Origin of the sequence: Endozoicomonas sp. ALB115, from assembly GCF_049310245.1 — a bacterium.
Classification (GTDB): domain Bacteria; phylum Pseudomonadota; class Gammaproteobacteria; order Pseudomonadales; family Endozoicomonadaceae; genus Endozoicomonas.
This window is the reverse complement of sequence record NZ_JBLYZG010000018.1, coordinates 20171-36492: the sequence shown is the minus strand read 5'-3', so window position 1 is coordinate 36492 and position 16322 is coordinate 20171. Positions and strand designations below refer to the sequence as shown.

9 protein-coding genes are annotated in these 16322 nt (G+C 51.1%); 5 read left to right on the top strand and 4 right to left on the bottom strand.

Annotated features, from left to right (window positions below; all coding sequences use genetic code 11):
* Positions 1 to 191: 191 nt before the first annotated feature.
* The 5 genes from ACO6VE_RS10615 to ACO6VE_RS10595 all read left to right on the top strand — a co-directional run bounded on the left by ACO6VE_RS10615 (position 192) and on the right by ACO6VE_RS10595 (position 10044).
* Positions 192 to 3254: a LysM peptidoglycan-binding domain-containing protein gene (locus ACO6VE_RS10615; protein ID WP_422461240.1), complete on the top strand. Its 3063-nt coding sequence runs from the start codon at positions 192 to 194 to the stop codon at positions 3252 to 3254.
* A gap of 66 nt (positions 3255 to 3320) precedes the next feature.
* The gene (mnmE, locus tag ACO6VE_RS10610) at positions 3321 to 4709 is read left to right on the top strand and encodes a tRNA uridine-5-carboxymethylaminomethyl(34) synthesis GTPase MnmE (protein WP_422461238.1); all 1389 of its coding nucleotides are present in this window, start codon (positions 3321 to 3323) and stop codon (positions 4707 to 4709) included.
* Positions 4710 to 4836: 127 nt separating this feature from the next.
* Positions 4837 to 6258 carry an F-box/WD repeat-containing protein gene (locus tag ACO6VE_RS10605; RefSeq protein WP_422461236.1) on the top strand — a complete coding sequence of 474 codons (1422 nt, stop codon included), beginning with the start codon at positions 4837 to 4839 and terminating at the stop codon, positions 6256 to 6258.
* 260 nt (positions 6259 to 6518) lie between these two features.
* Entirely contained in the window at positions 6519 to 8027 is a 1509-nt protein-coding gene (locus ACO6VE_RS10600) for an F-box/WD repeat-containing protein (protein ID WP_422444461.1), read from the top strand.
* 553 nt (positions 8028 to 8580) lie between these two features.
* The gene (locus ACO6VE_RS10595; RefSeq protein WP_422461234.1) at positions 8581 to 10044 is read left to right on the top strand and encodes an F-box/WD repeat-containing protein; all 1464 of its coding nucleotides are present in this window, start codon (positions 8581 to 8583) and stop codon (positions 10042 to 10044) included.
* 86 nt (positions 10045 to 10130) lie between these two features.
* On the opposite strand, the gene ACO6VE_RS10590 is transcribed toward ACO6VE_RS10595, so the two are convergent.
* The 4 genes from ACO6VE_RS10590 to ACO6VE_RS10575 form a co-directional block, all read right to left on the bottom strand.
* A complete protein-coding gene (locus ACO6VE_RS10590) occupies positions 10131 to 12347 on the bottom strand; it encodes a TonB-dependent receptor (RefSeq protein ID WP_422461232.1) in 2217 nt (738 codons plus the stop codon).
* Positions 12348 to 12445: 98 nt separating this feature from the next.
* On the bottom strand, positions 12446 to 14464 hold the full coding sequence (locus tag ACO6VE_RS10585; RefSeq protein ID WP_422461230.1) for an iron ABC transporter permease: 2019 nt from the start codon (positions 14462 to 14464) through the stop codon (positions 12446 to 12448).
* Entirely contained in the window at positions 14461 to 15384 is a 924-nt protein-coding gene (locus tag ACO6VE_RS10580) for an iron-siderophore ABC transporter substrate-binding protein (RefSeq protein WP_422461228.1), read from the bottom strand. The genes ACO6VE_RS10585 and ACO6VE_RS10580 overlap by 4 nt, the downstream gene beginning before the upstream one ends.
* Positions 15385 to 16215: an ABC transporter ATP-binding protein gene (locus ACO6VE_RS10575; RefSeq protein WP_422461226.1), complete on the bottom strand. Its 831-nt coding sequence runs from the start codon at positions 16213 to 16215 to the stop codon at positions 15385 to 15387.
* Positions 16216 to 16322 lie beyond the last annotated feature (107 nt).

Here is a 16322-nt window from a genome sequence, read left to right as displayed (position 1 = left end):
AGCTGCTTTGCTCCCCTCTCTTCTCCTCACCTTCGCTTTGATAAAACCCTCTTCTGAAAAGTGCCTGCCCACAGGCATGCTGATGCGGTAAAAAATAGCGCCTGAATTTTCTACAGTTGCCGGGGGCTGAACCGATAAACAGTTAGTAACTTGGCCTTCCCACGTTGGGCTAACTGGATAAGATCAGCAACATGATTAAAAAACTGATAAGCACAGCCATAGTAAGCAGTGTTATCGGGAGCGCATCAGCCAATCCTGAGCTGGGGTATATGACCATTGGTACTGATCAGTACCAACTACTCAATGCGACCATTGCCATTGATGCTCTGCCGTCAGAACTTACCAATAAGAAGCTGAAGGTAAAGCTTGGGTCTATTACCGAATTTTCCCGGCATAATATTGAGTATGACAAGCAGGTCTCCAGTCTGCGCTTTAAAGTGGCCAAAGATAGTGATGGCAAGCCGCTGATCAAGGTTCGCTCTGTTCGGGAAATTACCACCAACAAACTGAAGGCTGTGATCAAGTTGACGGTGGGAAGTCAGAAAATATATGGCATCTATGATTTCAAGTTAACGCCCGGTAACAAACAGCAAGTTACCTTAAATCTGCTTAACGCTGACCATAAGCCTGAACAGCCGATTACCACCGCCAAAGCCCGACAGCCCTACACTTCGGTTCAGCCATTACCCTCTGAGACCAGTATTACCGCGTCAGACGCCGATGTTTTTACGATGTCTTCCGGCGGGCATTACCGGGTCAAGGCGGGGCAAAGCATCAGTGGCATTGCCATGGAGTTGCTGCCCCGGTATCCGGAAGTGGCCAACTGGCGAACCCTGATGAACCAGCTGGCCTCTCTGAATCCAGAGGCCTTCATTAATGGTGATATCAATAAACTGCGGGTTAATACGCGGTTGCAACTGCCAGGAACGCTCCAGGGAAACAATCAGGTATCATGGGCTTCGGTAAAAACATCTGATACAGCCAAGCCTTCGGGCAAAACCAACGTTGCCCACAGTCAACACGGGCAAGCACCTTCGACGGTCAGCCACTCGTTAAACTCAACCATTATCATCAAAGACCTGCCAGAAGGCCTTGCCGGCAAAGACAACCTCAAGGTTCAGTTGGGCTCAATTACCGACTATTACCGACAAGGCATCGATTATAATCAGCAGGTTGCGGGTCTTCAGTTTGATATAACGGCGAATAGCAACAGAGAAACGGTGCTCAGGGCTCGCTCGACCCGTAACATCAATGCCAGGCAACTGACGGCTGTGGTCAGGTTTTCGGCGGGAAGAAAAAAGGCCTATGGTATTTATGAAATTCGTCCCGGCAACAACGGACGACACATTGCTTTTAACCTGTTAGATATCAAGGGTGGGAAAAAGCCACAAGTTGTCAAGAATAGCGCCCCGGCAAAAACACCCGATGACACCGCTAAAAAACAGGCGTTGGCGGCATTAAGCAGCAAACTGAAGTCCTACGAACAGGAACCGAACCACTCTTCCGACCAATCGGTTCATCAGGATACCTCACCGTCAAAGACCTCTGGTGATGTTGCCAAAACAGAGGCATTGGCAGCATTGCGTAAGAAACTGGATGGATACAGGCAGGCCAGTGAAAACCGTCCATCCGGGACAGCCGATAACGTATTGACCGGCAGGATCAATCGTAACGATGCTCAACCCTCGTCGATGGCAGGGCAGAAAACGTACCGCGTTGGCAAAGGTGAAAGTCTAAGCTCCATCGCCATGAAGCTAAGCAACGCTTATCCGGGCAGCTGGCGCGAGGTCATGAAAGGTCTGGTGAGCAGTAACCCTGGCGCATTTATCGGCGGTGATATTAACAAGCTACGTGTGGGAACCTTGTTAAACCTCCCTGACGCCGGTCATCCTGATCGTCTTGATAAAGCCATGCCCCGTGGCAATTTGATGGCAGGACAGAAAACGTATCGGGTTGCCAAAGGTGACACGCTAAGCACTATCGCCATGAGGCTAAGCAAGGCTGACCGGGGCTCAATGGGCTGGCGGTGGGTAATGAAAGGTCTGGTGAGAAATAACCTTGATGCATTTATCGGCGGTGATATCAACAAGATACCCGCTGGAACCCTGTTAAACCTCCCTGATGCCCGTCAAAATGATCATCTTTATAGAGTCGCGGCTGGCGACAATGTCAGTACGATTGCCTGGAGAATGAAGTATAAATATCCCCATCCCACTGGATGGCGAGGGGTGATGCAACAGATCGTTTATATGAACCCCGGGGCTTTCACTGACGGTAATCCAAACAGGCTTCGGGCGAATGAAATACTGATCATGCCTGATGCCGGTGTGGTTGAGATTGAGGCGGAAAATCAGGAGTTGGCTGAACAGCAGCCAGAAATAAAGAGATCCAACGCTGATAATCACCGTAAGCGGCAGGAATTACGGCAGAAGTTGGCCGAAATAGCCAAAAAGAGGGCCGCTGCCGCTCAGCAGTCATCAGCAGCACAGGCAACCGATACGAAAAGCAGTCAGCCGAAAAAAGCACATCAGGCGTTAGCAAAGCAAGAGCGGAGGTTCTCTCCCACTTCGGAGCAAGCAGAAGCGCAGACAACAAATACCGATATTCACCGTAAGCCGGAAAAAACACATCAGACGTTGGCAAAGCTGAACCGAAAAATGCCATCGACGTTTGCAGAGCAGCCGGTGCAGCAGAAGACAGAAACTATTTATAAGGTCACTGCAAGTCAAAGTCTTGCTGCCATTGCCCATGAGCTGATCCCCGATTATCCACAGTTCGACAGCTGGTATGACTTACTCCAGGAACTGGCAAAGCTAAACCCCTCACTGTTTGTAAATAATGATATTGGTGCGATCAAAAAAGGGACTGTGTTGCAGCTACCAGAGAAACAATCCCCCAAACACACTATGGATCGCACATCCACATCATCCAAACCGGTGGAACGTATGAAAGGGGAACCCCTCAGCGTAAGACAGCCTGAGGAAACCACAGGGAATGTGACCGCCCCTTCATACAATAAAATCAGTAACTCACTGCTATCCAGAACCGGTAAGGCTCCGGTATACAAGGTTCCTGAAGGCTATACCATCAGCATGGTGGCGATTAAACTCTTGCCTCTGTATCCGGACTATGACAACTGGACATCCTTGATGGAGGACCTCTATAAACTCAACCCGGATGCTTTTATCAACAGAGATATCAACAAGCTCCGTGACAACAGCCAGTTGAAATTGCCCCGCAAGATCAGCTCATGATCCTGTACTAAAACAGGCACCGGGCATAGACTATGCCATCGTTTTAGCAGTTACCTATGGCTCGTTATGTCTGATTTCAGCAACCTTCACCAGGATACCATTGTCGCCCAGGCCACAGCCCCCGGTCGGGGAGGCGTGGGTATTATTCGGGTGTCGGGTCCTGATGCCCTGCGTGTGGCAAGAGAAGTACTGAAGCTGGAGCCTAAACCGCGCTTTGCCCACTACACCCCATTTCATGATGCCTGTGGCCAGATTCTGGATGAAGGCATCGCGCTTTATTTTCCCAACCCCAACTCCTTTACCGGTGAGGATGTGCTTGAGCTTCAGGGCCATGGTGGCCCCATCATCCTTGATATGCTGCTGAAACGCATTCTTGCCCTGGGCGTCCGTCAGGCAAACCCCGGGGAGTTCTCCGAGCGAGCTTTTCTGAATGACAAACTGGATCTTGCCCAGGCTGAGGCCATTGCTGACCTGATCGACAGCACTTCCGAGCAGGCGGCACGTTCCGCCTTACGCTCACTGCAAGGCGCTTTCTCGCAACGGGTCAATGCACTGGTGGAGTCGTTGATCGAACTGAGAATCTATGTTGAGGCCGCTATTGATTTCCCGGAAGAGGAAATTGACTTCCTGAACGATGGCAAAGTTACCGGTGAGCTGGCCAGTATCGCGCAACAGCTTGGTGAGGTTATCCGTGAAGCGGGCCAGGGCGCGATACTCAGGGATGGCATGACCGTGGTGATTGCCGGTCGGCCCAATGCCGGAAAATCCAGCCTGATGAATGTTCTGGCTGGCCGGGACACGGCCATTGTCACCGATATTGCCGGCACTACCCGGGATGTATTGAAAGAGCATATCAATATCGATGGCATGCCACTGCATGTGATTGATACCGCTGGTCTGCGTGAAACCGAAGACCGGGTGGAACAGATCGGTGTCGAGCGGGCTTTTAAAGCCATTGAAGAGGCTGACCGGGTATTGCTGATGGTGGATGGATCATCAACCGAGGCAACCCATGCTCATGATATCTGGCCTGAGTTTGCCGACCGTTTGCCCGTTCAGGAGAAACTGACCATCATTCGCAATAAAATCGACCTTACCGGTGAACAGCCCGGGTTTTCAGAAGTTGATGGTGTTCCGGTTATACGACTTTGTGCCTGTAATGACCAGAAAAGCGAGCACGGGGTTGGTGCTCTCAGGGAGCACCTGAAAGCCTGTATGGGATTTGAAGGGGCGATGGAAGGCAGCTTTTCTGCCCGGCGTCGCCACTTGGAAGCGTTGCGACAGGCGGGAGAGTATATTGAGAACGGTCGTCAACAACTGGAGCACCTTGGAGCAGGCGAGCTGCTCGCTGAAGACCTTCGCCTTGCTCAGAAATCCCTGGGAGAAATTACCGGAACCTTTTCCAGTGATGATCTGCTGGGGCGTATATTTTCGTCCTTCTGTATCGGGAAATAGCCTATAAATACCGGGGTTGGCAAACTGAATGATCCACATTTTTCATAATGTGGATTCAGCAAGCGGTTAAATCGGATTTATTGTCTTTGCAGGAAAGAACTTTAAAACTGTTTACCGGTCAGAGGATGTGAAAAAAAATATCGCTGATATTGATACCATTTACCCTGACCACTACCAGGCAACAAGCCCGTCTGGTAACCAGGCAGGAGAAACAACGACAGAGGGGGTTTCGGTTGTTCCTCCGGAACAGGTGTCGCCTTTACTGGCATTGCCAAATGAGCTCCTGATTAAAATTTCTGACTACCTGTCTTTCGTTGATGTTAGCCATTTGGCTACAACCAGCAAGCGCTTGATTACACTTTTCAACACAGCAGAAAAACTGAAAAAACTGGCCGCTCAATATTATGGCTCTGCCTATGATGCCTATAGAAAAATGATTGAAAACAGGGATATACCTGCTGTTCCGGGCAATGAAATTTATGACCCTTTATTACGGCTTGCTTATCATCGATGCTTAAGCAATCAATACCTGGCGTCTCTGGAAAGTAATACCCTGCAAACCTCCGTGGTGACGCTGAATGGGCATACCTCCGGGGTGATCTCAGTCACGTTATTGTCTGATGGGCGGTTGGCTTCCTGTGCTGGCCAGACCATAAAGGTGTGGGACCCAGGCAAGCCCCACGGGCAGCAATGCGTCATGACGCTCCATGGGCATACCTCCCTGCTGAGCTCTGTCATAGCATTGGCCGATGGGCGGCTGGCTTCCTGCTCTGAAGACACAACCGTAAAGGTGTGGGATCTGAGCAAACCCGACGACCAGCAATGCGTGGCGACGCTCAACGGGCATACCAGGGAGGTAGATTCAGTTACGCAATTGCCCGATGGGCGACTGGTTTCCTGTTCTCATGATGGGACTATTAAGGTGTGGGACCTGAGCAAACCCAACGGCCAGGAATGTGTGACGACGCTGAATGGGCATACCGATTGGGTAACCTGTGTTACGACATTGCCCGATGGGCGGCTGGCTTCCTGCTCTCTTGACGAGACCATTAAGTTGTGGGACCTGGGCAAGCCCGCCGGTGAGGCATGTGTGGCAACGCTGAATGCGCTCCGCTGGATGTTCATAATCACGCCATTGCCCGATGGGCGGCTGGCTTTCTGTTCTCATGAGGGGCCTATTAAGGTGAGGGACCTGAGCAAGCCCAACGGCCAGGAATGTGTGGTGACGCTGAATGGGCATACCGATTGGGTGAAGTCAATTGCGCTATTGCCCGATGGACGGCTGGCTTCCTGTGGTGATGATCAGACTATTAAGGTGTGGGATCTGAGCAAGCCCAACGGCCAGCAATGTGTGGCGACACTGAAAGAGCATAGCAAAGACGTGTTCTTTGTTACGCCATTGCCCGGTGGGCGACTGGCTTCCTGCTCTCTTGACGAGACCATAAAGTTGTGGGACCTGGGCAAACCAGACGAGCTGCAATGCATGGTAACGCTGAATGGGCAGCCGACTTCCTGCTCCCCCCCGCGAAAAAGAAGAAAAATCGTTTAATGATGTAAAAATTACCGGTGGTATCTGAAGTGAAAGTTGCCGCGCAATGGCCTGCCTTGAGTCCTGATCATGCTTTCGGGACCGGATTCCTGCATTCACTAATTCATTTATTTATTGAGTTAACGACGTTTTTATCGTCGGGTAGGGAAGTGGATAGAGATTTACTTTTTATCAGGGCCCAGTGATATTACCTGAATTCAGGCTGCTGATTTTTGCATTTCGAGAAAGAACTTTAGAACTGTTCACCGGTCAGAAATGGTGTGAAAAGAAATATCGCTAATATTGATAATATTCCACCTAACCACTATCAGGGAAGCAACCCGTCTGATAACCAGTCAATAGAAAAAACTACGAAGGGGGTTTCGGTTGTTCCTCCGGAACAGGTGTCGCCTTTACTGGCATTGCCAAATGAGCTCCTGATTAAAATTTCCGACTACCTGTCTTTCGTTGATGTTAGCCACCTGGCTACAACCAGCAAGCGTTTGATTACACTTTTCAACACAGAAGAAAAACTGAAAAAACTGGCCCTTCAATATTATGGCTCTGACCTTGAAGCCTATAGAAACCTGATTGAAGACAGGGATATACATATACCTGCTGTTCCGAACAATGAAATTTATGACCCGGTATTACGGCTTGCTTATCATCGATGCTTAAGCAATCAATACCTGGCTTCTCTGGAAAATAATACCTGGCAAGCCTGGGTGGCGTCGAAAAGGTATACCGTCGAAATGAACTCATGCACCGCATTGGCCGATCAACGACCGGCTTCCTGCCTACGGCTTGCTGATCATCGAAACACAAGTAATAAATACCTGAAGTCTCTGGGAATTAATACCCAAAAAACCTGCGTGGCGACACTTAAGGGGCACACTGACAGGGTGAGCTCAGTCACGGCATTGGCCGATGGGCGGCTGGTTTCCTGCTCTTTTGACAAGACCCTGAAGCTGTGGGATCTGAACCAGCCCGACGGGCAGCAATGCGTGGTGACACTCAATGGACATAGTGACAGGGTGAACTCAGTCACGACATTGCACGACGGTCGGCTGGTTTCCTGCTCTGATGACAAGACCCTGAAGGTGTGGGATCTGAACCAGCCCGACGGGCTGCAATGCGTGGCGACGCTGAATGGGCATACTGGCAGGGTGAAATCAATCACGACACTGGCCGATGGGCGATTGGCTTCCTGTGCTACTGACAGGAGCGTAAAGATCTGGGATCTGAACAAGCCCGACGGGCAACAATGCGTGGCGACGCTGGAAAGTCATAAGTCATGGGTATATTCAGTGACGCAATTGCCTGATGGGCTGCTGGTTTCCTCCTCTGAGGACAATACCGTAAAAGTGTGGGATCTGAGCAATTTCCGGGGGCCTCCATGCGTGGCAACGTTGAATGGGCATACTAACAGGGTGAATTCAGTCGCGCCACTGGCCGGTAAGCAGCTGGTTTCCTGCTCTTCTGACCAGACCGTCAAGGTATGGGATCTGAGCAATCTTTACGGGCAACCCTGCGTGGCGACGCTGCGTGAGCATAACGGTGTGGTGGACTCAGTCACGTTATTGCCCGATGGGCGGCTGGCTTCCTGCTCTTTTGACAATACCGTAAGGGTATGGGATCTGAGCTTGCCCGACGGAGAGCCGTGCGTGGCGACGCTGCATGGACATACCGACTGGGTGGTCTTTGTTACGTCATTGCCCGGTGAGCGGCTGGCTTCCTGCTCTGCTGACAATACCGTAAAGGTATGGGATCTGAGAGAGTCCAACGGGTAGTACATGGTTTCAATGAGTTTGACGGGTTGTCGTGCCTCCGCACACCCTTCGTCCCAAGCCTGTCGAAGGACCCATAGGGCCTAAAGGCGGAAACTCCGGTCTCTGATAGATCGTGCCAAGCACCCTTCGACTCCGCTCAGGGTGAACGGAGATTGTACACGTCAAACTCATTGAAACCATGTAATAGGGTAGCCATGCGTGGCGGCGTAGAATGTGCACATCGACAGGATGAACAAAGTCATGGATGGCTGGCTCCTTGTTCCTCCTCATACAAAGAAGAAAAATCGTTTAATGATGTAAAAAATAGCAGTGGTATCTTAATGAAAGTTGCCACGCAATGGCCTGCCTCGAGCCCTTATTCTTCTGTCTTCAGGAGCAGATTCATGCACTCATTAATTCATTTATTAATTAACGAATTTTTTATAGTCGGGTCAGGAGGTGAATAAGGCTTTACTCTTTATCAGGGCGGAGTGATATAACCTGAATTCAAGCAGACTGAAATATTATATTTCCGGGAAAAGAACTTTAGAGCTATTCACTGGTCAGAGACTGCATGGCTAATAATATCGCTGATAGTGCTAACGGTTCTTCCCCTCATTATCCCCGGGAAACATATCCATCGGGCAACCAGACAGGGGAAAAAACCACTGCGGGGATTTCGGTTGTTCATCCAGAACAGGTGTCTTCTTTAATGGTATTGCCAAATGAACTCCTGGTTAAAATTTCTAACAACCTGTCTTTCGTTGATGTTAGAAGCCTGGCTTTAACAAATAAGCGTTTAATGACACTGTTCAACACAGAAGAAAAACTGAAAAAACTGGCCATTCAATATTATGGCTCTGCCTTTGAAGGCTATAGAAAAATAATTGGAAACAGGCATATACCCGCTGTTCCAGGCAATAAAATTCATGACCGTTTATTACGGCTTGCCTATTACCGATTCGTCAGCAATCAATACTTTGCTGATCTGGGAAGCAAAGCCTGGAGAGCCTGTGTGGCCGTTCTGAGAGGGCATAACAGGAGTGTGAACTCAGTTACGGCATTGGCCAATGGTTTGGTGGCTTCCGGTGCTGATGACCGGGCCGTGAAGTTGTGGGATCTGGGCAGGTCAGGTCGGCGGAAATGCGTGGTGACGCTAATTGGGCATACTCAAAGGGTGAACTCAGTCACGTTATTGCCTGATGGACGGCTGGCTTCCTGTTCTGATGACGGGACTGTAAAGGTGTGGGATCTAAGCAAGCCAGACGGCCAGCAATGTGTGGCGACGCTGTATGGGCATAGCGGTTGGGTGCAGTCAGTCACGGTATTGCCTGATGGGCGGCTGGCTTCCTGCTCTGTTGATCAAACCATAAAGGTGTGGGATCTCGGCCAGCGATGCGTGGTGACGCTGTATGGGCATACCGGCTGGGTGAGGTCAGTCACGGTATTGCCCGGTGGGCGGCTGGCTTCCTGCGCTCATGACGGGACCGTAAAGGTGTGGGATCTGGGCAAGCTCGACGGTCAGCAATGCGTAGCGACGTTGATAGGGCATTCTGGCTGGGTGGTGTCAGTCACGGTATTGGCCGATGGGCGGCTGGCCTCCTGTTCATCTTTTGACAATACCGTAAAGGTGTGGGATCTGGGCAAGCCCGACGGCCAGCAATGCGTGGCGACGCTGAATGGGCATACCGGCATAGTGTTGTCAGTCACGCAATTGCCCGATGGGCGTCTGGCTTCCTGCTCGGGTCCTGGTGATCTGAGCGTAAGAGTGTGGGATCTGAGCAAGCCAGACGATCAGCAATGCGTGGCAATACTGAAGGGGCATACCGCGTGTGTGACATCCGTCACAGCATTGCCTGATGGGGGGCTGGCTTCCTGTTCTCTTGACGGGACCATAAGGGTGTGGCGTCTTAACAAACCCGAAGAGAAGCGACGGAGGGTGACACCCCATGGAAAACACAACCGGTTGAACTCAGCCCAGACCGGTGGGCGGCTGGATTCCTGCTCACCTCCCACGAAAAAGAAGAGAATTCGTTGATTGATAATGTAAAAACAAGCTGTCGTATATCAGCAACCTGACAAACTGAGCCCGCAACGAAATGTCAACAGGCTCTTGATGCCTTATCAGTACTCGACCCGGTAGCTCAGGTTATAGGCTCGACCTTCAGCCTTGTGTGCACTGATACCATTGTAGGTTGTCCTGGCCCACTGGCTGTATACGGTTTCGTAGTCCTTATTCAACAGGTTGGTTATTCCTGCTTTAAGGGTGCCCATGGGAAGGTCGTAGGAAACCAGAAGGTCAACGGTTGTGTATCCATCAATTTCACGGTCTGTCACCGTCTGGCTGGAAGAGCTGTAACTTTTCCCCTTGTCATAATCCAGGAAGGTCATGGATTGCAGGCGGACATTAAGATCTCCCTGATCATAAGCGACAAATGTTGTAAATTTCTCCGGTGAGACATCCGCTGCTTGCAGGTCCAGCCACTCCCCTATTTCCTTGTAATAGCTGCGTCCTTCAGTAAAGGCGTAAGTACCCCCGACGTACCAGTAATCATTCAGGAAATATTCAATAGCACCCTCAATACCGTAGACTTTTCTTTTTTGATCCAGCAGGTCTACATTGTAATCTTCATTAAAGGCAATGGTTTTGTCCGATTCGTTGTAGAAGACGGAGACATTGGCAAAGATATTGTCAAAGCTGCCCCGCCATCCAAGCTCGAAACTATCCGTCTTGATGGCATCGAGGTTTGCTTCAGAAATATTGGTTCGCGGGAGCGGCAGGCTATTAGGAAGACGACTAACCGGGGAGACCGTATCACGCAGAATTCTCGACGCATCGGGTACATCAAAACCCTGTGAGTAATTAGCGAACAGCTCATTACTTTGATTCAGATGGAAGACGAAGCCAAGATTAAACAGCGTATCGTCGTATTTTCTAACGGCACCTTCCAGTGGAGTTTTTGTTATCCCTAATTGTTGTGCAATCCAAGTTTCAGCGAGAGGCATATGATCACTGATATCCAGCCTTGCACGCTCATACCTGATACCGCCATTCAGCGTCAGCTGTGAGGTTAAATCATAGGAGGTTTGCAAATAAAGCCCAAGGGTTTTGGTTTCAACATCAGGACCATATTCATACTCTGGGCCTGTGGGCTCAATAACTCTGCCACCACTGGCTATATATTTTGCTAAATCATGCAGCTGCCCTCTTTGCTCGCCATCGTCCACATCATAATCAAGGCCGTAGGAAAGCTTGAGCTGATTATTCAGCGAACGGTCAAGGTTCAGTTTTACTCCAAAAACCTCAGCGGTAGACGTCGATTGGTTTATAAATGTACCTACTCCTCGAATGACGTTGGGATAGGGAAAGAATCGGGCTTCACGCCCACGATAGTAGGTCTGTGCCTGAAGGTTATTGCCCAGAAAATCGTCGTCTTTATAAACAAGGTCAATAGACTGTCGCTGACTGTAAGGCTGTTTTTCCAGCTCAAGTCCTTTCAGGGCTGCGGGTGAGTCGGCAATATTGCCACCAGGTACGGATGAAATATCGGGTGCAAAATCAGAATCCATCTGGTCATCAAAGAATTGCAGCGTTGCCTCCAGTCGCTGCTGGTCGGTCAGGTCATACCCAAGTTTAATCAGCGCATCTTTGCTATCGGTATCCATGCGGCTGACCTGGGATGGATCAGGGTTAACCCGGTTACCGTCTGCATCAAAAATACCACCACGACTTTCATAGGTGCCACTGAACAGATAGTCAAAGGCACCGGAGCGGCCACTGATATTCTGGTTAAGTGTCCAGGTGGTCAGTTCATCACCGGATACTTTGAATCCTGCTTCCGAAGCAAACTGCAGCTCATCGGTTTCAGGCTTACGGGTAATGACATTGATAATCCCGCCAGTAGCGCCACCACCATAAATTGCACTGGCACCGGAGATAACCTCGATGCGTTCAATATTTTCTGGCCGGATAGAGTTCAGTTGTCGGCTGATCTGACGGTTCTCCGCTTGGGATATGCCATCGATCAGGACCAATACTTTCCGGCCACGGAGGCTTTGGGTTCTGTCTGTCACCGTTTGCGTGCTGGGTCCAAACCCTGGAATCACCTGTTCAAGAACATCCGCCAGCTTCTGTCCCGGCTGGGACTGCTGAATAATCTCCTGCTGGCCGATTACCTGAACCGTACCAGAAATATTGGAAATGCTGGATTCTGACCGGGAGGCGGTAACCACTACCTGGTCCAGGGTAGTCACCGCTGTCTCTGAAGCTGTTGTCGCCTGAGCGGCGGTAACCAGAGAAATCGCCGCCATGAGTGGCAGAGGTATTTTTTTACTCTTCATTTTTCGACTTTTCCATGAGTAATGATTGTCATTCTTATTAAGTCCTTGTAGTTATGCAGGACCTGCTTCCTGCCGGCCTCTTTACTTCTTTTATTAAATTAACGACGCTGGATGTATTTTCCGCTGAGCAGCAGAAGAATGAAGTAAATACCACCGGCACCGGAAACCAGAAGGCCTGAGGGTATTTCAAAGGGAGCGATAACGGTTCGTGATAACCAGTCACTGCTGACCAGTAACAATGCCCCGGTAATGGCGGCGGCAGGAATAAGATGGCGGTGACTGGACATACCGGTCACTCTGCAGATATGGGGAGCCATCAGTCCGACAAAGGACACCCCGCCTACGGCAGCCACACTGAAAGCACTGAGCAAGGCTACCATGACCAGCAGCAGCGCAATGGTTACGGATACACGAATACCGAGCAGCGTGGGCAGATAGGCACCAAGCTGAAGAATATCGAGCCTGCGCCACATCAACCACAAAATGGGAAGCAGGATGATGACGGCTGAAAACAGAGGATAGGTGCGTTCATCCGTCACGGCATAGGTGCTGCCGGACAGCCAGATCAGCACTTCACTGGACTGGTTGCTGCCCAGAACCAGCACCATACTGATCAGGGTGGCTGAAAACGCAGAAAGGCACAGACCGCCCAGGGCAAATAATAGTGGATTGAAACCGGTCAGACGGCTCAGGGTCAGCAACAGGATCAACGCAATACCACTGCCGGATATGGCTAACAGCATTAAACCAAAACTGTCTATTCCCGGGTAGAGGACGGCACCCAGAACAATAAATAAAACAGCGGTTGTCGTTAATCCCGATACGTCCGGGCTGGTCAGTGGGTTTCGGGTTAATGTTTGTAACACGAGACCGGAAACCCCAAGTGCCGCACCCGCAAACGCAGCGCTCATGACCCTGGGCCAGCGCAGATGCATAAACGTCATCTCTATCTGGCTGAACAGGCTCAATCCCATCAATATCAGACACAGTAAGGACAGAACTGCCAGAGTGCGGTTCGGATTCATAGAGAACAGTGCGCGTATACCTGTTTCTCCCGGCGTTGTCCCCAGTGCACCGACCCGGTTTCTCCGCGTCAGTAGAAAAATCATAAACGGGGCTCCAACAATGGTGGTCATGACGCCAGCGGGAAAGCTGTAATGGGAGTCCGAGACCATTATCGGGATCAATCGTGCGGCGATATCAGCACTGAGCAGCAACAATGCCCCCACCACCGAAGCCAGCAGCAGTCGCGACCATACCGGCTGACAGCCCAGGCCCCGGGCAATATGAGGTGCGATCAGGCCAACAAAACTGATCATCCCTACCTGACTGACAACGGTAGAAGACAGGATCACGGCAATCAGCAACGAAAAGCCAACGGTATGTCGTACATTTACCCCAAGGGTTTGGGCCTGTTCTGCCCCCAGGGTAATCAGGTCAAGTTGCCGGGCAAAGAATAACGCGATAAGGGTGAACAGCAGGATTATTGGCCAGCTGTGCTGAACCGCCTGAAAATCGAACTGGGAGAGATTACCGGCCCCCCAGGTATACAACCCATCCAGACGGTTTTCGAAAAACATCAGCATGCCAGCACTGATAGCACCAAAAGAGAGGGTGATTGCCATCCCCACCAGCACCAGGTTAACCGGTGAATTGCTGATGGCACTGGCCAGACGGAAGACCAGTAATGTGGTGATTATTGCGCCGGTAAATGCCACCACGACCGGGTATTGCCCGGTAATATCCGGCAGCAATACCGATCCCATCACAATCGCAACCATGGCCCCGGCATTAACGCCCAGGGTTGCAGGGCTGGCAAAGGGATTCCTGGTTGCGCCCTGAATCAGTACTCCGGCCGCGCCCAGGGCTGCACCACAGAGTAAAGCCATCAGGGTTCTGGGCAGTAACAACCAGGTAACAATGGTTGCATTGAGGGGCTGATGCTCGCGGATACTTCCGCCCGGTACTGACGATGGAAAAAATGGCATATCAACCAGCAAACTGGGGTCAATGCCTGATGGGACGGTCATTAATGATATTGCCACGGCCACCACATACAGCAGAAATACCGACAGGAAGACGCTGGTTGCTTTAAAGGGTACGGAGTAACTCATCATGCCTCCGGTGCCAGTTGTGACACGATTGCCGTTGCCATGCGGGTTGCGGACAACGGTCCTCCGAAGGACCACAGTGCCGGCAAATAGTGAACCCGCCCTTCCCTGACCGCCGGGATAGCCTGCCATACCGGAGAACGGGTCATGGCCGGAAGGTCATCAGGCTGACTACCGATAATAAGCAGGCTGGCATCACCAATGGTGGTCAGCTTTAACAGGTCAACATGGGTAAAGTCCCGCCCGGGCAGAGCGCTGTGCCAGCTATTCACCAGACCCAGCTCATTAACGATGGCCCCCGCCATGGACGCATCGGCATAGACCCTGAGCCCAAGGCCCATTCCCACAAATTTGCCAACCACTACTGACTGTCCAGTCATACCGGCTTGCTGGATACGACGCCGTGCCTGACCCATTAGCTGCTCCATTTCCCGCAGCTTTTCCTCAGCCAGAGTCGTCTGATCGGTCAGCCGGGCGACAGAGCGAAAGACACTCTGCATCCTGTGGTAGTAGTTTGAAGGGTTGTCTGTTGTGGGATACTGGGTAAACAGCACCGTGGGAGCAATGGCTTCCAGCTCTGCAATAATTCGATTGTGTCGCCATTGGTAGCCCAGTATTAAATCCGGCTTGAGCGCCGCAATGGCCTCAAGTGATGGTTCGGATCTTAAGCCCAGCTCCTGAACCCCGTCTGGCATTATCGGACTATTGGATTGCCACTCCTTATACCCTTTGATTGACGTGACCCCCGCAGGTGTAATGCCCAGGGTCAGCAACATTTCCGCCTGGGTCCAATTAAGGGCGGCAATCTTATCGGGTCTTTTTTCGCCTGAATCGAAAGATGATGCCCCGGCTGACTGAGCCGCAGTGGTGAGTAGCAAGAGTAAGGTAAAAGCAGCGTGTAGCCTGGCATTGAAAGATACTGACATTCAGGCAACTTCCTTGTCGGATACACTCGGCAACGGCTCTGGTGAACTGTTCGCTGATGGCAAAAACAGGTGGTGATCATAACCTTCTGGCTGAACCCTGGTGGTTTTAACACCAAACACATCAGCAATAACGTCCGTGTCGATTACCCGGTCCGCCCTGCCCTGTCGTACCAGCTCTCCCTGGTTCATCAACACCACATCATCACTGAATTGCAGCGCCTGATTAAGGTCGTGAAGAACCCAGACGACTGTCGTATTTTGCTCAAGGTTCAACGTCCGGACGATATCGAGCAGCTGGAGTTGATGGGCAATATCAAGCCATGAGGTGGGCTCATCCAGCAATAAAATGCCGGTCTCCTGGGCCAGTACCATTGCCAGCCATACCCGCTGCATTTCTCCCCCGGACAGGTGATCGACCCGTTCCTTGGCGAAGTCCACCATATCTACCCGAGCCAGCGCTGTGTTGATTGCCCGGTGATCACTGGCTTTCATCCGGCCAAAGGGGCCTGCATGGGGGTAACGGCCACAGGCGACCAGTTCAGAAACTGACATTCCCAAGGGCACGGGTGAGTGCTGAGGTAACAGTGCCAGCTTCCGGGCCAGTGCTTTTCTGTGCCATTGCACCAGCGGTTTTCCAGCGAGTAACGCTGCTCCGCTATCGGGCGTGATCAAACCGGAAAGCATCTTTAACAGCGTGCTTTTGCCCGAACCATTAGGTCCGAGAATGGCGGTTATTCTGCCGGGAGCCAACTCAAGGCTGATCGGCTTGATCACCTGCTTGCCATTAACACGGTAACTTGCCTGATTAAGGCGGAGTGTATGATTAGACATCCATTTTTCTTTTTTTGATGAACTGTGTCGTTTGTCTCAGGCTGATCCGTTTTCTGCTGGTTTATTGATCAGTTGTTTTGAGATGGTTGCGAATGATATTGATTATC